The sequence below is a fragment of the Microbacterium sp. NPDC090007 genome (assembly GCF_044748345.1).
Taxonomy (GTDB): Bacteria; Actinomycetota; Actinomycetes; order Actinomycetales; family Microbacteriaceae; genus Microbacterium.
The window spans coordinates 492182-512391 of sequence record NZ_JBIVFV010000001.1 but is presented as its reverse complement, the minus strand read 5'-3'; the positions used below and the strand labels follow the sequence as shown (position 1 = coordinate 512391).

The 20210-nt window shown below is 63.8% G+C and carries 19 protein-coding genes; 3 read left to right on the top strand and 16 right to left on the bottom strand.

Annotated features, from left to right (window positions below):
• Positions 1-24 precede the first annotated feature (24 nt).
• The 9 genes from ACIPVB_RS02405 to ACIPVB_RS02365 form a co-directional block, all read right to left on the bottom strand.
• Complete coding sequence (locus tag ACIPVB_RS02405) at positions 25-1254, bottom strand: acetyl-CoA carboxylase biotin carboxylase subunit family protein (protein ID WP_400366637.1); 1230 nt, start codon at positions 1252-1254, stop codon at positions 25-27.
• Positions 1238-2554 (bottom strand): SidA/IucD/PvdA family monooxygenase, encoded by a 1317-nt coding sequence (locus tag ACIPVB_RS02400; RefSeq protein ID WP_400366636.1) that lies wholly within the window; start codon positions 2552-2554, stop codon positions 1238-1240. Before ACIPVB_RS02400 ends, ACIPVB_RS02405 begins: the two co-directional genes overlap by 17 nt.
• Complete coding sequence (locus tag ACIPVB_RS02395) at positions 2551-3624, bottom strand: FAD-dependent oxidoreductase (RefSeq protein WP_400366634.1); 1074 nt, start codon at positions 3622-3624, stop codon at positions 2551-2553. The genes ACIPVB_RS02400 and ACIPVB_RS02395 overlap by 4 nt, the downstream gene beginning before the upstream one ends.
• Positions 3621-3905, bottom strand: a complete 285-nt coding sequence (locus ACIPVB_RS02390) for a cupin domain-containing protein (RefSeq protein WP_400366632.1) — start codon at positions 3903-3905, stop codon at positions 3621-3623. Before ACIPVB_RS02390 ends, ACIPVB_RS02395 begins: the two co-directional genes overlap by 4 nt.
• Complete coding sequence (locus tag ACIPVB_RS02385; protein WP_400366630.1) at positions 3902-6028, bottom strand: GNAT family N-acetyltransferase; 2127 nt, start codon at positions 6026-6028, stop codon at positions 3902-3904. The genes ACIPVB_RS02390 and ACIPVB_RS02385 overlap by 4 nt, the downstream gene beginning before the upstream one ends.
• A gap of 216 nt (positions 6029-6244) precedes the next feature.
• Positions 6245-7210, bottom strand: coding sequence for an ImmA/IrrE family metallo-endopeptidase (locus tag ACIPVB_RS02380; RefSeq protein WP_400366628.1), 966 nt, complete (start codon positions 7208-7210; stop codon positions 6245-6247).
• Positions 7211-7280: 70 nt separating this feature from the next.
• Positions 7281-8105 carry a hypothetical protein gene (locus ACIPVB_RS02375; protein ID WP_400366626.1) on the bottom strand — a complete coding sequence of 275 codons (825 nt, stop codon included), beginning with the start codon at positions 8103-8105 and terminating at the stop codon, positions 7281-7283.
• 60 nt (positions 8106-8165) lie between these two features.
• The gene (locus ACIPVB_RS02370; protein ID WP_400366624.1) at positions 8166-8516 is read right to left on the bottom strand and encodes a hypothetical protein; all 351 of its coding nucleotides are present in this window, start codon (positions 8514-8516) and stop codon (positions 8166-8168) included.
• 490 nt (positions 8517-9006) lie between these two features.
• Entirely contained in the window at positions 9007-9624 is a 618-nt protein-coding gene (locus tag ACIPVB_RS02365; protein WP_400366622.1) for a hypothetical protein, read from the bottom strand.
• 495 nt (positions 9625-10119) lie between these two features.
• On the opposite strand from ACIPVB_RS02365, the gene ACIPVB_RS02360 reads away from it, so the two are divergent.
• Positions 10120-11130, top strand: a complete 1011-nt coding sequence (locus ACIPVB_RS02360; RefSeq protein ID WP_400366620.1) for a hypothetical protein — start codon at positions 10120-10122, stop codon at positions 11128-11130.
• A gap of 40 nt (positions 11131-11170) precedes the next feature.
• On the opposite strand, the gene ACIPVB_RS02355 is transcribed toward ACIPVB_RS02360, so the two are convergent.
• From ACIPVB_RS02355 to ACIPVB_RS02330, 6 genes are all read right to left on the bottom strand, one after another.
• A complete protein-coding gene (locus tag ACIPVB_RS02355) occupies positions 11171-12052 on the bottom strand; it encodes a hypothetical protein (protein ID WP_400366618.1) in 882 nt (293 codons plus the stop codon).
• Between the two features lie 122 nt (positions 12053-12174).
• Positions 12175-12297: a hypothetical protein gene (locus ACIPVB_RS02350; protein WP_400366617.1), complete on the bottom strand. Its 123-nt coding sequence runs from the start codon at positions 12295-12297 to the stop codon at positions 12175-12177.
• Between the two features lie 5 nt (positions 12298-12302).
• Positions 12303-14912, bottom strand: a complete 2610-nt coding sequence (gene lanKC, locus ACIPVB_RS02345) for a class III lanthionine synthetase LanKC (protein ID WP_400366615.1) — start codon at positions 14910-14912, stop codon at positions 12303-12305.
• 217 nt (positions 14913-15129) lie between these two features.
• On the bottom strand, positions 15130-15783 hold the full coding sequence (locus tag ACIPVB_RS02340) for a response regulator (RefSeq protein ID WP_400366613.1): 654 nt from the start codon (positions 15781-15783) through the stop codon (positions 15130-15132).
• Between the two features lie 23 nt (positions 15784-15806).
• Positions 15807-17132 carry a sensor histidine kinase gene (locus ACIPVB_RS02335; RefSeq protein WP_400366611.1) on the bottom strand — a complete coding sequence of 442 codons (1326 nt, stop codon included), beginning with the start codon at positions 17130-17132 and terminating at the stop codon, positions 15807-15809.
• Positions 17133-17248: 116 nt separating this feature from the next.
• Positions 17249-17554, bottom strand: a complete 306-nt coding sequence (locus tag ACIPVB_RS02330; protein WP_400366610.1) for a helix-turn-helix transcriptional regulator — start codon at positions 17552-17554, stop codon at positions 17249-17251.
• Between the two features lie 166 nt (positions 17555-17720).
• Between ACIPVB_RS02330 and ACIPVB_RS02325 the strand changes: the two genes are divergently transcribed.
• A complete protein-coding gene (locus ACIPVB_RS02325; RefSeq protein WP_400366609.1) occupies positions 17721-18059 on the top strand; it encodes an Lsr2 family protein in 339 nt (112 codons plus the stop codon).
• A gap of 152 nt (positions 18060-18211) precedes the next feature.
• On the top strand, positions 18212-19351 hold the full coding sequence (locus ACIPVB_RS02320; protein ID WP_400366607.1) for an EcsC family protein: 1140 nt from the start codon (positions 18212-18214) through the stop codon (positions 19349-19351).
• A gap of 452 nt (positions 19352-19803) precedes the next feature.
• Here the strand turns inward: ACIPVB_RS02320 and ACIPVB_RS02315 are convergent, their stop codons facing one another.
• On the bottom strand, positions 19804-20190 hold the full coding sequence (locus ACIPVB_RS02315) for a hypothetical protein (RefSeq protein ID WP_400366606.1): 387 nt from the start codon (positions 20188-20190) through the stop codon (positions 19804-19806).
• Between the last annotated feature and the right edge of the window lie 20 nt (positions 20191-20210).

The following is a 20210-nucleotide window of genomic DNA, read 5'->3' as shown; positions in this document are numbered from 1 at the left end:
AGTGGAACCCGTGTAGTGACCCACTCAGACATCTCCCACCGCCAGCAACGGGGGGATCAAGGATTCCGCGGCGGCTCGTGCGGCTGTGGCGGATAGTGAGGGGGTGGGTGCGAGCGCGCGGACATGGGCGACCGAACCTCGAAAATCCGCGGCGGGCGCAAGGATCGCGCCAGCGTGTACGCCGCCGACCATGTCCACCAACCAGGGGTAGGCCCGAGCCTCATCGACGCGTGACGACTCGAGGGCGCGGCCGCGCATCGGCGCATAGGACACGTACCCGGATGAGAATTTACCGTTGAGGGCGGGGGCCGCAATAGGTAGCCCGACAGCAGAATCGTGGAGCATTTCGTAGAGGTCGCCGTTCAAACAGTCGCGCAGCATGGGAACGAAGAATCCGCCGGGAAGACGTGCATTGACCTCCACGAGGTGCGACGTTCCAGGCCTGAGAATGAACTCTGTATGGAGGAACCCCTGGGGTATATCGAGTGCCCGAACTATCTCGCGCACAGCATGCTGCATGGCGTCGCGGTGCGCAGCGGTGACTTCTGTCGGGAAGGTGTAGCCCACCTCGGCCATGACAGGCGGGGCGGTCAGCTGACGGTCCGTGACGCCCAGAAAGATCGGTCGCCCCTCGGTGACGAGGGTCTCCATGCTGACGAGAGGCCCCGCGACGAACTCCTCCATCATAAGATCACCATCCAGCCAGCGGGGCCGGGAGGACATCTCTTCCCACGCCGCCGCCGCAGTGGCCGCTGTCTGGGCGAACGCAACGTCCATGCTCCCGCTACCGGCGACGTTCTTGATGATGACCGGTCCCCCGACCGTTTCCGCGAACTCCTTGGCCTCTGCGACGCTACGTGGGGACGCCCAGCGCACGTGGCCGACGTTCAGTTCGTCGAAGAGCTCACGAGCGCGTCGCTTATCCCGTAGCCGCGCCACCGCCTGCACGCTGAGGAAGGGAGCCCCGAGAGCTTGCGCCAGGTGTGCGGTGTAAGGCAGGTACTTATCGGAAGACGAGATAACCCCGTGCGAGCGCGCTGGGGACGGCAGCCACGACGGGACACTCCAAGACGTTGTGTCTGCCACATGCAACCGCCCCCGTGCGGAGAGCTCAGCGATGACATGGCTTCCGGGGCTTGTCGCGTAACGGTCCGGGAGGTTTGTGACGAATGCGACGTCCCGCCCTGCATCGTGGAGGGCAGCAAGCAACGTCAGGCCAGCGCCGGTGGTGGCGGCCTCAACGAAGAACAGCATCGACCTGGCCCCCTTCCCGAAGCACGCCCACGCGATCCGAGAGCAGCCGCTGCACGATGCGGTTAGAGAGCAAGCCCAGGCAGCTGAGATTCGCAAACCCCGGCCCTTGGGCAAGCGTGGCCAGGGCCGGTACGAAAAGCGGCTGCGGGAGGCCGGCAGGAGAAAGGTCATGACCAACCGCGTGAGTCAGCCCCTCCGCCGTGAGGGGTACACCAGCTGATCCCGTGACATACGCGAAGGCGTTGGAGTCGAAGAGACCGCGTAGTTGGCTGACCGTATCGAACCCACTGCAGTTCACTACAACGTCCGCAATCAACTTCTGAGCCCGCGGACCGAACGATACTTCGAAGGCTGAATCGCTGGTGCGCGTGACTTCGCTGACTTTGCCTCTAACGAAGGTGACACGTTCGTCTGAAGTGAGGGTTTCCAACATGGTCGGGCTCATCACGCCCCGGTCAGTGCGTTTGATGAACGCAGCGCGTTCGGCAAACGTCATGCTCGTCCACCCGGCTGCCGTCGGATCTGTGTACACAGCGTTATCGAGGAAGGTCTCGGACCGCTCCCGCGGATGGGTGGGGGCTATGAGCGATACGTGACCCGATGCTCCCAGGCGCCCGAGAACGGTGATGGCTGCGCTTGCGGCGCTTTCACCTCCACCGACGACGACGACGTGGGCGTCGTCTGTCACCACAGACGCGGCAAGATCATTGCGGGTGGAAGCGGCGGTAAGAATCTCCCCCATCGCGTTGCCCGGCACCTCTCGCGGTGAGCCCGGTCCGGTAATCAGCAACGAACGTCCCAGAGCTGTGTGCGTTGCGCCTCCCGGTTCAGTGAACTCCACCTCCCAGAACGGCTCGTCCCGGCCTATTCGCGTGATCTGCCCGAGGGAGGACGCGACTCCGTTTGTCGCCTGCGCGTGAACCCATGCCAGGTACCGACCGAAGCGGTGGTGTGTAACCGCCGGGGCACCGCGATCCACCCATCGCGCGTACTCGCCCTCGGCCCGCAAGTACGCAGACCAGGAGAAGCGTTGCATCTCCCGTTCAACGCTCCCCAGATGTTCAGGGAACGCAGCGTCGCTCGCGTACGGGTAGCCAACATCCTTCTCCGGCCGGGTGCCCAGTCGTTCTGTACCCGACGTGAAGCCATCGTCGCCCAGCCAATGCGAGGCCGGCTGCTGCTTCTCCAGAATGAGTGCGGTAAGGAGCCGCCGGCCGCTGACTTCGTTCACGGCGTGGATCTTCGCTGCGACTGCTGCAGCTTTAGCCCCTGCGCCGAGGACGATGATGTCGTAGATCACTGTGCCCTCCCTGCAGTTTCGGGGACGACGCTCGCCTTACGAAGGAGGGCTACGGCGTCTTCGGCCAATGCCGGCGCCAGCCTGATGCCTGAGCCGTGTGTGGCCGTGATTAGGACGACTCGTTGGTTCCCCGCTGCGACAACATGGGGCGTCGAGTCCGGGGTGTAGGTGTCCACGTGGACGCGGGGCCGAATGTCCGACAGCCCGCCCCACGTCGTCAAACGGCGGACAGCGTCCACACCTTTATCGCGCACCTCGCGAGGTAGATCACCCGGCCCCGCGTCGACGTCCCACTCCGCGTGCCGAATGCTCATCGCGATCTCGTCTCGGCGCGTGGTGGGCAGGATGAAAATGGCCTGTTCAGCATCGGCGAAAGCCGACGTCCCGCGTCTACCGGGCTCAACCTGCGCGCGAAGGCCGAACACACGTTTGGTTCGAAGACCGAGGGCGCGCGCGGCGGAGGCCCAGCTGTTATCGGCGGCTGTGATCCAGGGCCCGACCGCGACGATCACCCCATCCGCCTGGATGTCACTGCCGTCGTCCAGCCGCACCAACACTCCCCCGCGCGTGGGGATGGTGTCGGCCGCTTCTCCAATGATCTCAGTGAACCGTGGGTCCCGTCTGAGATCGCGCAGCAAAGACGCGCCATGCGCTAGAGGCGAAATGCGATATGCCCAGGATGCGGTGATCTGCGGCAGCACGTCCGGGTTCACATCACGCCGCAGCGGCGCGCTCAGGTCCGAAGGCGCTTGGCTCATCGGAACCGTGCCACCCCAGACAGAGATCGACTCGTCGGCGTCGAATCCGTTCCAGGCAACGGGATGCCGCGTCCGCCCATCGGAGCTGCTGCGTCCGAGGTGGTGGCTCCAGGACCGTTCGATGAGGTCGCGGTGACGCTCGGACCAGAAGATCGGCAGGTCGCCAGCGCCGGCTTGGCCGCTGATGCCGGCCAGTGGCGCGGTCTTCTCCACCAGAATGACCCGGGCGACGTCGTCGTCTTTCAACAGGTGCATCGCACTCGTGAGCCCAAGGATGCCCCCGCCGATCACCACGTATTTGACGCCGCTCATTTCTGGTCCTTCCACCAGAAGCTGAGGATCACGAGCTCCTCCGCGTCTGCGAACACTCGATGGTGGGCATCAGGGGTGATGACGAGCGGAACCTCCGAGGGGACCAAGTCGTAACGGATGCCGTCGATCAGCACGTGTCCAGTCCCAGCCCTGACAATCCAGAGCTCGCGACTTGGATGAGAATGACCGCCGGTGCTGGCGTTCGGGGGAACCGCGAAAATCATGCTCCCCGACGTCGTCGCGCGAGCGCTGAACTCAGTTTCCGCAACTACGGTGCTCATCGGTTGCTGGCCTTCCCTGAGTCTGCCGGTATCCGGTCCAGATCTAGTTCGAATACGACGGAATCCCGGAGGCTTCCGTCAGCGCGCTTCATGTCGGCGTGACGCGTTTCCACCAGGCGCGCTCCCAACTTCCGGATGGCGCTTTGAGACCGAGTGTTCCGTTCATCGGTCTGCAAGATGACCCTTTCGACTCCGATATGGTCCCGGGCCACTTTAAGAAGGGCTTGCTTGACTTCGCTGTTCGCGCCGCTGCCCCATCTGGACGGAGTCATCATCGTCGAACCGATCTCCACCGAGCTGGGGTTCAAATTGATGAGAGAGGTTGTGCCGATGACCTCCCCTGCTTTGTCCATGATCGTGAACTGAACTCGGTCCGGGTCGAGGGCGCGGAGCTCCAGCCGCTGCCGCAGAGCACGGGCATCTGTGGGACGGCCGCTCGGTATGTGCGTCCAGACCTCGCTGTGGTCGAGGGCGCGGAAAAGAACCTCTGCGTCCTGCTCGGCATCGAGCAAGCGGATGGTGAAGCCGCCGGTATCCACTGCAAAGTCTTGCTTCTCTGACACCTGCCGCCAGCGGTTGGCACGTATCTGGATCGTCGGGAGCACTTGTGAGGCGTGTAGAACGTTCCGGAATTCAGGCATAACGGGGGACAAAGCTGTCTCTGCGAGCCGAAGCGCCCTCAATTGGAGCACCCAGCGCCCCGCGTCGCTAGCACCCGACGCGACAGACCTCCGGGCGGCATCGAGCGCAGCATCTACGACTGCCAGTCCTTCCAATGCCAGCAACCGGGGGTTGAAGGTGCGCGCGCTTGAGTATCGCCCGATCCTGGTCGCCGCGACCTCCAGAGACTCCTGCAGGTGGTCACGTTCTGCTTCAGAACCCCCGCCGATACTCGTGCTCGCGACATCGAGCGTCAGCAACCGCAACCACTCGTCGAAGTTGCCCCGCGTACGCTCGCTCGCTTGTTCAAGCTCGCGCACCGTGAAATTCGTTCGCTCGATCTCAGGCCGGGTGACGCTCACATACAGGCGGATGTCGTCGAGGGCGTGGTCTTCGAGAAGGTCGTCTCCCCAGACGACATGGTTCCGAGATGTGGAGAACTTCTCACCGTCGAGGTTGTAGAACTCATTGCTGAGATACGTCAACGGCGCAGACAGACCGTGGTCCTCCAGGGCGAGAAGCATCGCGGTGAAGACAACGGCGCGAAGGTAGGCGTTATCGAACCCGAACAACACGACCAGATCCGCGCCAGCATGCAGCCGCAGCTCCTCCCGCCACCCTCGTCCATGTTTCTCCGCCACCGCGTCGATGGCCGTGACGTATCGACCGACCAGCTCGAAGCCGGAGTAGAGAACATGCTGACCCGCACCAGGGGTGGGCACGGGCACGCCATCGGTACCCGGGATGCTGACGGGGAAGTCGGGCAGGACGCGGTCGAGAACCGCCCCCAAGTACCGACGTAGCGTCGGTGTGGACTGCGCTACGTCGTGATGCGTCCGGAGTCTTTCACGCAGCGATTCAAGGCGCAGCATCCAACGCTCGATGGCGACGAGCTCCGTTTCACTGCTGCACACGGAGCAACGCGCGTCGACGAGAGCCGCTTCGTCGTAAGGGAGCGCACACTGCTCGCACTCAATACCCGCAGTCTGCGTGGACGAGCAATGCGGACAACGGCCGGTGAGGAAAGCCTCGAAGCGGGGTACCGCGCACCGCGGGCAATGGTGCGTGGGGACGGCGAGATACTCCACATACCCGGCGTCCAGGAGAAGATCGAACACCTCGCGGCTGAGGGCGGGATACTTCGGGTTCCGGGGCTGCACGAATACCGCCGGCTCAATGCCAAAGCGTTCGAGAGTGCCACGAATAAGCGTGGTGTTGCTGTCCGCCTCCTCGTAGAACGTTCGATTGGCGAGACGTGCCGCCGCGGCGACCTGACTTTGGTGCCCCACCGTTCCCATCAGCAGCTGCGGGTCGCGGCCGGCATCCTGCAACGCGCGCCGAAGGACATCGGCGGCGATGAACGGTCCAGCGAGGTGGCCCACGTGCAGACCACCGTTCGGTGTCGGGAACGAGGGGAGGATCCACACCCTCCGCTCCTGCGCTTTCATCTCGTCCGTGCTCATCGGCAACTCCTCGGGGCTGACCTCCCCGGCGAGGTGGGGAGCAGACCCGACTACAGCACACGTCCAAGATGAAGCCCGCTCACACAAGCGCAGGCGAGGAGTCCGCCGTGTCGCCCTCTCCCCCGTCATTCCGGGCCTGCGGGGATCGTCGCACTGCAGCGGGCGGACGGTAATTCATCAAAATGGACGAGAGCAGCTGGGAGCGCCGTCCGACCCTCAGATCGGGCACACAGAGTGCCTAGACCCTCGCTGCGCCTCAGCGAGTGACATCTCCGTGAAGCAGTGCAGACAGAGCTTTCCGTGCTTCTTCTCACAGCCGCATGCCCCGCAATCGGGGCAGATGTACTCTCCGCACCTGTCGCAAAACGTCGCGTCGGCGCGTGCAAAAGCGCTATCGCAGGTGGCCGACACGCACGAGACCATGTCGCGATCCCATTGCGCGCTGCCGAAGCGGTAAGTCGGCCGAGCAACAACGAAGATGTTCACTCCTGGCGCGTCCCACCCCCAGTCATAGGTGACGTCCGACCGAGCCGACCCAGTGCCGTAGACGAGCCCCTCCGTCGCACCGACTGACTGTTGCTGACGGGACGTCAGTGTTCGCAGGTCAGGTTGCACGCTTCCTTTCGGCGGACGCGCGAGCGCGGAGTGCTCGTCGCTCACGCTTGAGAAGACGACGCCGCTTATCGGGTCTGCGACGATGACGACCGCGTGTGGGTCCTCGACCGCCGCGTACGCGGACGCCCTCATCGATGCTGCCTGTCTCGATACCTTGCCGCCTTGGGTGAGGGCGAGTATGAAACCCGGGGTCAGCCGACCGCACCATGCCGACTCAACGACGTGGTCGGGCATGAGGACTTTCACCGCAACCCGATTGCTGACGGCTTCCTCAACGTGCTGCGAGACGGTGGGGTGATCCCGGCGTGAAGGTGCAAGGACGTCGAGAGCCCACTCTGGATCGGAATACTGCAGATGATGACCGAATTCGTGCGCGGCCGTGAAGTTCGCTCGGGCCGTGCCCTGTTCTCGCGAAACGCGAATTCGTGCGGGCCTTCGCTGATACGTGCCATGCAGCTCGCAGACCGTGCCTTCGGGTGCGCCCCATTCGAATTCCAGGTCGCTCGAGTCGGTGAGAGCCCTCGTGATGTCCGCCTCGACAGCTGCTCGAGGCTGATCGAAAGTCATGTTCGAGAGCAGATGCTCAGCTACAGCCTCAACCGTCGGCGGGTGCAGCCATTCCCCGATCCCTCGAACCTCAGGAAGCACTTGAGTCCGCAATCAGGGTGCGGATGGCGTCGGCCGCTCGGGAAGCTCGGCGGGCGGTGACGCTATCCGTGCGCGCCGCGAGGGCGTATGCGTCGCGTGCGGCGTTGCGCGCTTCCCTCTCCGAGATACCGCGCGTTGCGCATAGCTCAAGGACGAGTCCTTTCACCTCAGGCGACGTCAGTTCTCGAGTCGGTAGGTCCACCACCTCCGTCGTCCACGCGTCTGCGTTTTCCCCCAGCGCCTGACGCTCCTCCGGAGTGAGGATCAGACCGCTCCACAACTCGAGGATTCGCCCCGGTTCCCATCCGGTGTGTTCCTGGAATTGGCGTGGCGTCATCTCTGTCGCCGCGATGTCGAGGGTGCTTTCCTCGGCGGATGGCCATTCGATGAAACAGCGCCGTTGGAAGTCCCTTACAAGGTGGTCCACAGTGGATGAATCCTCCTCGCCGTCGCCGGGAGCGAAGGTGGCGAGGTCGCCGCGCCCGTGAGCCCATAAACGCAATTCGCGAATCCGGTCGTCGCTCAGCACGGTTCCCAGCCGGCGATGAAGGAGAAAACGTCCCAGTCCCGTCTCGAGGCGCGGCCAGACGGTGATGGACGACCCTGCGAGAGGCACGACAACATTTGCGGGCCCCGCTGGTCCGGCCGTAACCGGCATTCCGAGAACGTAATCATCGCGAACGACGGCGACGACGACGATGCCCTCATGAAGGCCATTCCAGGACAGTTCCCACACGTCGCCCGACGCAGGAGTAGATGCGGGATCGTCGAATCCCGCTGCCCACTCAGGGGTGTTTTGTACGGCCACGTCCATGATCCCTTTCTGAAGCAAAGTTTGCCAGCCTAGCGGACGACTCAGCTATGCGCGGTGCCGTCAGAAACCCAGCATTCGGTCCCAGAATCGGCGCAGGTTCATCGTCTCGCTTTCACTCAGCGTTCCGTAGAACTCGCAGTCGTTTTCGTTCGCGAAATGCGCCCTGAAAATGCTGTGCTGGAAGCGCGTGCTGAACATGCCGGGAAGGTCGAGTCGACACGAGTCGTCCCTGGCGCTGAGCACGCAATCCTCCTCGGAGTACGACTGCGTTTGCTTCGTTCTCCCAAGGACAGTCACCACGTCAATCCGGGGGTGCACGACCACGTTTCGACGGGGTGTGTCGTGGGCGTCAGGGACGACGTGAACGCCGACCCCGTAGATGTCAGCGAAGTCGGGATCCTTGCCGGGCATGGACGGATATTAGCGGCGAGGTTCGATCCGACCGTGATGCGCGAATTCCTTTGGTCTTCGGCGCGTGTCCATTGAATAAGCGATCCGCGGCGCTCACCCCGACCTCGTTCCGCCACAGCAGGGAAGCTGGTGACGGAAAAGACCTCGCGCGTTGTCAGAGCCGGCGCTGTTGAGCACGTCAATGAATCATCCAATCGGACGAACCTCGACACCCGTTGCCTAAGCGCACGACGATTGTGCCGTCATGCTGCGCTCTGAGCCGGTGACCGCCGAGTCAGTTGGAAGTTGACTTGGTCGCCAGCTTCGGAGAGACCACCTCGTCACACCATTCGTGGTCGGATTCACGTGAGGCTCGCACCCCATCGTCGACGGGCACCAGAAGCAGGTCGAGCCGCGCGGTGTCGACATTGTCCTCACCCCAGCGCACCGTCCTGAACGCCTCGTGAGGCACCTGACCGCCGTCGAGCAGTGGCGCAGCGATTGCGGCCGGTCAGGGGGGGGACTGGTCGTGACGCTGAGCCAGCCTTGTCGCATAGAAGAAGGTTTGAAAAATGTCTTCACGGCTCAGGCGATGCTTGCCGCTGGGTTCGTCCCCTCCGCTCGCGTAGACCGGTTTGAATTTGCTGTCGATGACACGCACGGGGACCCCACCGTCGTAAACAAGGTCCGGCCGAATGGAACGGTAGGTGCGCCCAAGACCGTCGACGAGTGCCTGGCCCTCCGAAGTCTGTCGAGTGACCTGCAAGCCGCGGCGCTTGTACGCGAGCGCCGCGATGTCTTCGACGAGTGTCTCGAACAGCAGCGCGAGGTCGAAGGTCGGAGCGTCAATGCCCACGTCTGCACGATCCGGCTCGAAGTTCAGTCCGAACAGAAGCGCTCGAGCTAAAGCCAGGACAGGTCTGTACGCCTCGGTTAGACGGTTTAAGCGGCTCATCGCTCTGTCGAAATCGTGTTGAGCAGGGACGACCGGCTCCGCCAGGGATCTCCACACAAACTCTTGCGTCCGCAGCTGCACCGCACCGGGAAGCCACCGTTGCGCGCCTGCGATACCCGCGAGGACAAGCCGGTTCTCTAAGACGTCCGTCGTCTTCTCGTCGAAGCGCGTCAAGACCGTCCCGTCCTGGGGTCGACCACCTTATCGGTGCCACAACGGACGACCGCGTACCACTCCGAGGCGTTCGGTGCGTTGCGCGTAGGACTGAGCAATGTGGGCGGCGGCGAGCCTTTCCGCCTCACGGCCCATCAATAACGCCAGCACCGTCATGATGCTGCGATGTCCTCGGTCGTGTCCGGATGTTGCGAGCTCATACGCGCTGTCCGCTAACTCGGGGAGTCCACTGCGTCGAAGTAGCAGGTAAAGAAAAGCTGCTGCGCTGAACGGAGGCTCGATCCACAGCGTGAGCGAGCTTGTCGCGCTGGGCCCTAACGATTCGCCAGCGAGGTCACAGTGCCTCACCCCACCCGTTCGGACGAAAACGAACGCGACTTCATCCTTCGACGCTCGCGCGTAAGCGGCGCCACCGTTGGCCGGGAGCCGATCACGCAACCGCTCATCGCTCTCGACAGGACTCCACACACGTGGCGGACCCCGCAAAATCGTCACATGAAGGCCGACACTGCGCACACTTTACGTCCACCCATCGCGACGATCTATCAGAACTCAGACCAGGTCGCCGGGATCCTGCAACAGATCGTTCGCCAACCGCTGCTCACCGAAGAGTCACGCGAGATGAACACCTTCGTTGTCGACGATACGAACGCCACAGGTAAAGCGACAGGGGCCGCCGAGGCCAGAGCTCGAATGCCCATTCTCGGAAACGCGTCCGCAAGAGGCGAGGTGACGGCGGGGTTGTCGTCGAGTTGGACACAGAGCAGCGGAACAGCGTCACGCCAACAGTTCGTCTACTCGCAGGCTTACAACCTGCACCTCGTCCGGGAATACCTCCAAGCCGGAGGGCACCTGACGCAGATGGCCTCTATGGAGGACGCGGCGGCTCTCGCTCCCGGAGCTTTTGTGGAATTCACCACAACATTCGACCCCGTCGAACTGACGCTCGCCCTCGATGTCATCTCCCCCCAACTCGTGGAGGCGGTGACGCGCTTTCAGGTGAGACAGAGCTACAAGGACCAATTCCCCACCGATGGAGGGCACGAGGCGCGCGTTCGACACGCTGAGCGGATGCGCATGGAGGAGGAGACGAAAGGTTCCCTCGCCCGCGCGATTACCGACGCCGTTCGTGCCGACGCGCGCCAGGAGACGACCAGGGAATACTACGCACGGGTCGCGGGCGCGCCCCCGCTCACGGCCATCACCATCTGCGACCTCGCTCACTTCATCGTGGACGACCCCGACAGGCTGTTGGACGGGACGTTCACGGTGCTGGGGAAGGTGATCTCCGCTGTCGAGCACGACGTGCCGACGTTCGCGCGCAACAAGCTCCTTCGCAACCTCGCTCCGAGTGCGCTCGATGTCGGTGTGGCGAAGCTCGAGGAGATGCTCCAGCACGCCCCCGAGATGGGAGGGGTCTCGGCATCGACCTACATCGACCTGAAGCTGAGTTCTCGCGTTGACGGTGCGTCTGTGCGCGTGATGCCTCTCGCCATCTTCTCCTGACGGAGCCCCGCGGCGCCGGTCGTGGTCGGCGACGGAACGGTCACCCGAGCAGGGCGAGAACCTGAGGGATCTGTGAGGCGAGGTGACCGCCCAGCGCTCCCGTCGCCGTATCTGCGAGGAATACTCCGATGGCGTTCAGGGCTCGACGAACTCGAGATGAATCGCCGGCAACCGTTGCGTCATGGGCCTCCCCGATGAGAGGCGCGAGTGCCCCTTTCGACCCCTCCGGCAGAGCTGGCACTGCATCGGCGAGGACATCGAGCAGCCGTGCGACCTCCACTCCCCATTCCGTGCTCGCCGTGAGGGACTGTGTGAGGTGGGAGCCCCCGACGTTCACGTTCGTGCCTCCCGTGACGATAGCGGTGACGTTGTTCACTCGCGCCTCGCGTACGATTTCTCGTACAGACCGGTTGTTCTCAACGGCATTCATCCCCGCCGATGTCACCGCGGACGCTCCCTCTTCCATCAAGCCGCTGGCGAGCAAGCGCGCGGCTGCCCGGGCGAGTTCGGTGAGCGTGTAGTCGACACCGAGATAGCCCGCGCCGGTTGCCAAGAACGCATCGATGCTCGGGGTGAGGCCCTCAGTCTCGGAACGGATATACGCCCACCTGAGAAGCTCATCCTGCAGGGCGAGCAGACGTCGAATGGGGTCGATTCGTTCCCGCTCGAAATCGGCGATGGCGTCTTTGCCCGCAGGTTTGATGAACACGGCCGAGAGTCCACCCATCGTGAACGCGCCTTTCACGAGACCGCGCTGATCTAGAAGGTGCACATGGTCTTCGAGCGTGTGCTGCGTGATCCCGAGATCTTCCGGAACAGACCTGAGGAGAACGGCACCGCTGACGCTGTCCGTCGACTGCTGTTCGGTCAGCTCGACGATCTTGGACAGAATGCGCAGACGTGTTACCAGTTCAGGTTGCATCGAAACCGCTTTTCGGTGGGACGGGGGCGGGCAGAGTCGCGGACCCGTCGATGACGGAAATTGGTGGCCGCGTCGACGTCAGCCGGGTGCACGAAATCGGCGGCCCGACTGACGTCGAGGCGTCACCGGCAGAACTGAACGGACGTCGTGCTGAAGCACTGGAAGTTGCTCACGGTGCTGGCGAACATCTGCTTCTGCTGGCCGTCACGCTGCTCGAGCGCCTGCAAAGAAAGAATGTGACCCATCTCTCTCACCTCCCCTCGTTATCTGTGGTCGGTTCGATCACCGACACAACCGACCGGGGGGAGGACAGAAAAGGCAGAAAGACGGGGTGCGTCTTGGGCTCTGCCTGAGTACAGCTTCGAAGGGCGACAAGGGCGGAAAGAACACCAGCGCTACCCGTCGCCAGGTCGGCCGATAAACGCAGCAAACCCTTACCGGGAAAGGAGATCCCTTCTGGGCGCTCGACCGCATGGAGTCCGAAAAGTCCAGCATGGTTGTCGAGTAGGGCGTCCACGTCACTCGTGTGTGCGGCGCGGGCGGCGAGAAGGAAGTGGACGAGGCCAGCCCGTCCCTCCAGGAGACCGGAGTAGGCCACGAACGCGGGAGAAGCAGCCCGAACTATCCCGCGCAGGAGGGTCGCATGCCTCGCGTCGTGCCGAAGGGTGAGAAGTTCGGCGAGGACCACACCCACACCGGCGGAGCCGCTACCCAGGTAGGGCATGAGACGCCACCCTTCGTCCACCTGAAGCGAACCGTCATTCGCGAACCGGCAGACGGCGATATCACGTTCGACAGCGTCCACGGCCAACTTCAGGTGTTCCGGCGCTTGGGTTCTCGCATAGAGACGGAGTGCGAAAAGTGACGCGCCTGACCAGCCGTTCATGAATCCCGCTTGACCCGTCGCGGCTGTGTTACGTCTCACCTCGGTAGTGAACAGCTGCTCTTGCAGGTCCTCCGCGACCCGCAGGCAGGCCCTGATGGCAACCGGGGTGTCGCCCATCTCGAGCAATGTCAGGCCGAGCCCCGGGCTCCCTTGGTACAGGCCTGGGCCCAACCCGGAGAGGTCGGCTGCGTACAGCCGTTCCAATGCCCGCGACGCTCCGGCCGCGTCTCCCAGGACGTGACGCGCCCAGGCGACACCTGCGACGCCGTCCATCAGTCCCAGCGCCGGGTGATCCGAGTAGAGGAGGCTCTCGGCGGCGGCGTGAAACCACTCCGTAGCGCCGTCGGGCGCGGTGATGTCAGCCATGCGCAGGGCGAGTAGCACGCCACCGGCGCCGTGCGCGAGTGAGGCGGGGGACTCTGCGAATTGCGCTGGGTCGCCCGGCCACGCTCGGTCGAGGCGTTCCAACGACACGTCCGCGCACACTCCCGCGCCGATCTCATCGACGTCGGGGACAGCAGGTGACGTGGGGACCGGCCGTCGATCCCTGCGCGTCTCGACCGCCGGCGTCTCGTAGGAAAGCTCACGAGTCACTTCGTCCACCCAGCTGGGGCCGAGTTCGAAAACCTCGTCCGCCCACCGCGCGAGGCTCGCTGCCTTTGCGCCATCCAGGTTGATGAGGGAAGTGAGGGGGGCAAAGAGGAACACTCGCAGGCACGCCAGCGCCCACCGGTCCAGCGCGACGCCTGTACGTCCGTCCGGCGGAAGGAACCCGGGGGCACCCAACAGCGCCGGGGCTTCGTCTTCGACGGGTCGCGCCATCTCGAAGTCGAGCAGCACGACGGTCTCGTCGTCGAGGACCATGATGTTTCGCGGGTGGAAATCACCATGGGTGTAGCCGGCCGTGTGAACGCGTTCGAGGGCGTCCGTCACGCGGGCGACGACGCTGACCACCCAGTCGCGGTAGGACTCCAACGCGGTGGGCGTCGGGTCGGCCGTGATGAGTGGATAGCGTTCGAAAGCTATTTCATGCAGGGAGCGTCCTGGGATGCGGTCCATGACGAGGAATTCGTGCCCGTGAGCGCTGAAGCTTCGCCGGGCGGTGACCACGCAGTCGAGGTGCTCGAGCTTTTCAAGAACTTGAATCTCGCGGCGCAAACGTGTTGCTGCGTCCGCACCGTCGGGTGTGAGACCCGCGTACGGGCGAGCCTCTTTCACGACAACGCGTGTTCCATCGGGCTCAACTGCTTCATAGATCCCTCCCGCGTTGGAGTGATGAATAGCCGCAGTCACATCGGGGAAGGCATCGGGGACAGGTTCGGCGGACAGTGCGGCGGCTTGCTCGCTGATGAACCCGGGCGGGACGACCCAGTCCGGAATGACGAAGGCGGGTGAGCGAACGTCAGGCACCAACTCCCCTGTGGAGTTGCGTATGGCGAGTTCCTCAACCCCGTCGACACGTATCGTGCGGGCGATGAAACTGCCGTATCGGACGTAGAGCGGACCGTTCCTCCATCGAAGATCCGATAGGACGTAGGGTCCCGGTTCGCCTGCGAGCTGCTCGTCCAGGGCCAGAAGCGTGGAGTGGAGCCGCGACTCGTTCTCCGGGTAGATGGTAAGGAATTTCCCCGACGCTGCCCGGTCTGCATCTTTGCTGTTCGCGAGTTGGAGGGTGGCGGCGCTCACGAGGTGTTTGAACGTCAACGCATGCTGGTTGCAGTAACTCGCCACCCGCTTGAGGACGGTTTCGGCGTTGTCCTGCGTGGCGCTGACATGGATCTTCCACCCCTGCTCGGGGAGCGTCGTTCGCGGTGGCATCCAGCCAGCCCAGTGCCCGTCATCCGACTCGGACCATGGGGACCAGTCGAGGTCGGCGGGCAGAGTGAACCGCAGCCCTGCGCTTCGCGCATCACGGGCGGGCACGTCATAAAAGAGCGGGTGCGCGCGCGCGTAGAGAGGGTAGATCGGATCCACGGCCCCCGCGTTCTTCCCGAGCCCCCAGTGATGGGCTGCCGGGCCATCTTGAACGCAGCGAACGAAGGGTGAGACGAGGCGGCGGGCCGAACTTGCGCCTACGCAGGTACTGCGTTGCGCGCGTGAGAGCCGGGAATCCGCCCATTTTCACCGCGCCGAACGGCCCGGACGCGGGTGAGGAGAGGACTCCCAGTTGAGGGGTTTTCATCCGAAAGGACTACTCCTGAGTCTCACCGAAACCATTGCGGTGACCCCAGAGGGCCAGCTGCGTCCGATCCGAGAGACCGAGCTTACGCATGGCTGACGCCGCGTGCGTGCGAACGGTGTTCACGCTCAAGGTGAGCTCTCTTGCAATGTCCTCGTTGCTCGTGACTCCGCGACTGAGCTGCTCGACAACTCTCACCTCAGCGCGCGAGAGAAGCCTGCGGTCAGCACCCGCCGGCGGTGAGGTCGAGCTTCGACTCGCCAGCTCTCTGAGAATTCGGGGTGTCATGCGCGATGAGATGGTGGCATCTCCTCGGGCGACACCTCGAATGACCTCAACGAGCTGGTCGCTGTCGTGATTTTTGAGGAGATACCCGGAGGCGCCAGCACTCAGTGCGTCGAGCACGAAGGCGTCGGACGCTTCACTGGTGATGAGGATGACCTTCACCGTTGAGCCACTCGCGGACAGCAGTGCGCGCGTGGTCTCGATCCCATTCATTCCCGGCATATGCAGGTCGACGAGAGCGACGTCTGTTTTTTCCGCCGAGGCGACCATGAGGGCGTCCCGTCCAGACCCAGCCTCTCCGACGACGGTGATGCCAGGTGCGTGCTGCAGGCGCATGCGCAGTCCTCGCCGGACGACCTTGTTGTCGTCAACGATGAGCACTCGGAGGGTCTCGAGCGAGCTAGTCACGGAATGTGATGTCCGACGAGCTGATCATGCAGCGGTATGGAGAACTTCATTAACCAACCCCCCTCGGGTGTTGCGAAGGCGGTGAGCGAGCCATTCAACATGCGCAGCCGGTCCTGCAGACCGTCCAGGCCCCAGCCGAGACTCAGGACGTCCGCCGACGGTTCCGTTGCAACCCGGGCCGGTCCGTTCACGATGGTTGCTCGAAGCGTGGCCGCTGTAACGACGACATCGACGGCGACAGCTGCACCGGCGGCGTGTTTGGCGCAGTTGGTGAGGGCCTCTTGCACAGCGCGGTACGAGGCAGTGGAGACTGCGGCGGGGAGGCCGTCAACGTCACCGCACACCTGCGTCCTCAGTCGCATGCCGCGTTTGGTCCAGTACGACTCCAGTTCGGGGAGGCTTCGAACATCCGGGGTGCGTTCAACGGCGCTATGGTCCACCGCATCGAGGTCGCGCAGGGCCGCGTACAAGCTGGCTGAGGCGAATTTACCTTCGCTGCGCATGTCTTCGATGAGCTCCACGGCTTGACGGGTGTCGCGAATCTCGATCTCCACAGCCGCGTCCGCAAGCGAAAGCATCCCAGCCAGGTGCTGACCGGCGACGTCGTGAAGCTCCCGAGCGATTCGGCCGCGCTCGTGGACGCGAGCGTTTTCGACGCGCTCATCCACTTCCCGTGCGCTCGCCTCAGCAGCATCGTGGACGGCTCGCACGCGCGCGGAACGTCTTTCCCACCAGATTCCGAGGGCGGTGGCCCCCGCGACCGGGGCTGCAAAGGAGACGATGCTTTGGAGAAGGAAAGCCCAGATGACACCGAGCGAGGCTCCGGTGGAGAGAGACCACCCAAAGAGACCGACAGCGGCGATGAGAACGACAAGACCGAAGGTGCTCAACGCGACACCGGCTCGCTTTCGTGCCGCTTGGAGGAACATGGCCACGGCAACAACGAGCGGCATCGCCGCGACCCACGTAGGTACTTCGAAGACTGCGGCGACGGCGACGTACGCAAGAACTGCTACGACCGCCGCGAGTCCGGGCCGGGTTCCGCTCAGCAGGAGCGCGGCGGCCTGCACCGCGCAGGCGAGCACGCACCCGATGGTGACAACGGCGAGTGGGATGGGGTACTGCCACGGCGTCTCATCGATGAGGACTGCAAGCGGGTTCGAAAGGACCTGGACGGTCGTTGCCAGGAACACGATGACAGCAAGGCTGACTCGCGCTCGACCGCTGGCAAGCACCTCCCCCAGCTGCGGCGCGGGAGCTGACCCCGCGGCGCCCTGCCGGCGGTCGGGGCGCACTTCGAGCCCACTGTTCTGCATGTCCATCACTCCACATTCGATCATCGACGGTGAAGGCGCCCCTGCGGGATGCCCATCTGGCGGGCTTCATCCACCCGCCCCGTCAATCGCTGACACTCGATGCCCCCATGGCCTCAGCTGGTTTACGTCTCAGACAGTTTCGCCGATTCGGGCAGCAGTTCGTGCGGCCGGACGCCGAAGGCGTCGGCTATGCGATAGATCGTGGTCATCCGAGGATTAGATGCCGGGCCGTCGGCCTTCGAACTGTTACGGCCGGCTTCGAGAAGCTGAACGTGGTTCTTGGTGAGGCCGACGAGGTGGGCGAGCTGCTCTTGAGTGAGCTCACTCTGAGCGCGCAATTTCCTGACGCGAGCGCCAAACTCCTGGGCCTCAGGCCGACTCCACACCACTTCTATATGGTCTGCATCCGTGTCCGGCGCGTCGACCATACATATAGGGATTGTTGTGCGGGGTCCTTATCGGACTACTCGGCGTGCAGGCGCTATAGACAACATCACCAGGAGCAGGTTGGGAAGCGATATCCCCCTGGCCGCCATCTCGGATACCTGATTCGAAGGATCAGGCAAGGACTGAAAGGTGGGGCAGAATGCATATATGGCAATCCGGCGCATTACCCAACTTGTCGACGATTTGGACGGCTCCGTCCTGGAGGATGGGGAAGCCAAGCGACTCACATTCTCCATTGACGGTCGCGCCTACGAAATGGACGTCTCGTCCGAGAGTTATCAGAAGTTCAACGACGCCGTCGCGCCTTTTGTCAGCGCGGCACGTCGCACGGGCACCCACACTTCCTCGCCGCGACGCCGCGCGAACCAGAAGGCCCTGGATTTGAGTGCTGTGCGAGCCTGGGCCCGTGAGCACGGTCACGCGGTCAGCGACCGTGGACGCGTCCCCGCGTCCTTGCTAGACGAGTACCGCGCAGCGACAAGCTGACGCTCGCTATAGTCGGATCGCGGACCTCTTCTTAGTCGCTACCGCCTGCCGTCGAAGACCTTTTCGCTTGCCTCGCAGAGTCCTTCGTGAAGCACTGGCGGGCCCGTCCGGGATAGGCCTCAGTCGAAGCCGCTGACAGATACGCTGACGCCATGTCGGCACCCTCGCAATATGAGCAGGACGCATGGTCCGCTGTTCGAAAGCACCCGGGCAGACCCCTTTCGCGAACGCTCTGGAAAATTAGCGATAGCGCCGCCAAAGGCGTGGCGGCCGCTGGGCAAAAGGCGGCGGAGTACATCGAAAGCCACCCCGCGGCTGACTCCGCGGTGGAGCGGGTGAAAGTCTTCGCCGCAAAAGGCGCGACCGCGGTGAGCGCGGCGACCAAGAAGGCGGCTGACACTGTCCCCGCCGGTGTCGGCGACTGGACAGGTGCAGCGCTCGACTCGGTGAAACGCACGGCGGCCCGCGCTTCCCGAGTCGGACTATCCGCCAAGAGGGTTGTCGAACTTCACCGCAAGAAGGGTCACCCCGTGAGCGAGCTCGCGGATGTGCGACGCCTGGACCTCCAACAGGTGGACCGTGTGGGCCGCCGAGGCTCGGACATCTACTACCCAAGCATCGCCGCCCTCACGGGGGCCGGCAGTGGACTCATCATCTCGGGCGGCCAGCTCGCTACAGCGGCGACCGCGGGCGCTGCCGCGGCCCCCACGACCGGCGCCGTGCTGGGAGCTTTCGCCGCAGATGCCGCAGCGGTGCTGACACTCGCCACGCGCGCTGTAGGTCACGTGGCCCTCCTGTACGGATACGACCCCGAGGATCCGAGCGAGAAGATTTTCGCGCTCTCCGTCGTCAACGCAGGAACAGCTGTGTCCGCCAGCGCTAAGACCGCCGCGATGGCCGACGTCTCACGGCTCACGCAGGCGCTCATTCGAGGGAAGACCTGGGACATTCTCAACCACAGCGTGTCGTCGAAAGTGACAGGTCAGTTCGCGAAGGCGTTCGGTGTTCGCCTGACCAAGAAAGGCTTGGGCAAAGTCGTCCCCCTCGTGGGCATAATCCTGGGCGGGGCATTCAACTGGGCGACCCTCGAGGGCATCTTCGACGCCGCGAACACCGCGTATCGACGGCGGTTCCTGCTGGAGAAGTACCCCCAGCTCGAAGCGGATCTCGAGTCGGACATCGACTCTGATCCGGATTTCCCCGATGAACCGGACGAGCGAATCAGTGTGCTGGATGAGCTCGCGGAGGCGGGCGGACCGGACCTGCGGGATAACCCCGGTCAATGGGCCTGAAAGCAGGCGAGCGGCTCTCGATTCACGACGCCACCGGCACGGCAAGACCTTGCAAGTAGCCCCACCACGTCACCTGAAATGCCGTGAAGCGCTCGACCTGCTGGTCTCGAACCCAGGACCCCACGTCGAGAGGGACGGTTGCATCATCTCTTGTCGGCCAGGTGCGGGTCTGGCGGAGGTGCCGTTGCAGAGCGAGGGCTGAGTCGCACCACTGTCGTCGCCGACCACAGCGACCCAATCCGAGTATCGCGTCATCGAATGCCGCCAGCCACCGGCGCGTCTCCGCTTCCGCCGGGGTCAGGGTCGATTCCGCTTTAAGCCAGATGTGGTCGAACTGTCGGTACCAGAGCATCTCCATGCAGTTCGCCATGCGCGGGCGCCCAGGGATGCTTGTATGCGCCCGCACGCCCATAACGCTGTCCGTTGAACGTGGTGCTCATTGCACGTACGCGTCACCGCGCCCACGCCCACGCGGTGTGCCTTGCTTCCAGCTTGGTCGACTCGAACGCCCCCGCCCACAGGTCGTCGATGTGCCGACCCGCACTGTCCGTCTCGACGTTGAGCCACTGCGCCCACGTCCACGGATCGTTGATGCCACCCCTCAGGGTCTCCAGGATGGGACGAAGTTGCGGGACGATCTCCCCATCGCGAACTTGAAACGACGGCAGGAGCTCGACGCCGTCCAGCGTCATCAGCACGAGCACTCGTAGTTCGGCAGCCGCAGCCCTGACTTCCTGTTTGGTCGTACCCGTCGCTCGGGCAAACGATGCGACCGAATAGCAAGGTCCGACAATCTCCGCCCACGGGCTCCGTTCCTCGACCACGATGTCCTCCTCCATCGACGGCAGGTCCTTCTCAC